The 299-nt window shown below is 43.1% G+C and carries 1 protein-coding gene; it reads right to left on the bottom strand.

All coding sequences use genetic code 11. From position 1 onward, the window contains the following. A partial coding sequence (locus ACM615_RS24005) for a reverse transcriptase domain-containing protein (RefSeq protein ID WP_431012646.1) occupies nt 1-226 on the bottom strand: 226 nt, incomplete at its 3' end. Nucleotides 227-299: the final 73 nt, after the last annotated feature.

The following is a 299-nucleotide window of genomic DNA, read 5'->3' as shown; positions in this document are numbered from 1 at the left end:
AAACACCAGCCTCGTTAATCGAGGGACCTGCACAGTACATAACGGTATCGTCCGCATACAAATGTAAGGTTGCTCCTTCGACATTTTCACCTAAACTATTAATATAGATAGAGAATAATAGCGGACCTAAAACTGAACCTTGTGGTACACCATTAGTGATGTTTAACCACTCAGAAGACAGCCCATCAAACTGAACACATTGGGACCTTTCAGAGAGGTAGTTCACAAACCACCCACTGCATGGCTTGATATGCCTATACTGAGTAGCCTCTGCTTTAAGATGCGATGATCGACGGTAT

This window comes from Rahnella sp. PAMC25617, assembly GCF_050606005.1.
Classification (GTDB): Bacteria; Pseudomonadota; Gammaproteobacteria; order Enterobacterales; family Enterobacteriaceae; genus Rahnella; species Rahnella variigena.
The sequence above is the reverse complement of the archived record's forward strand: the minus strand, read 5'-3'. Positions and strand labels throughout refer to the sequence as shown.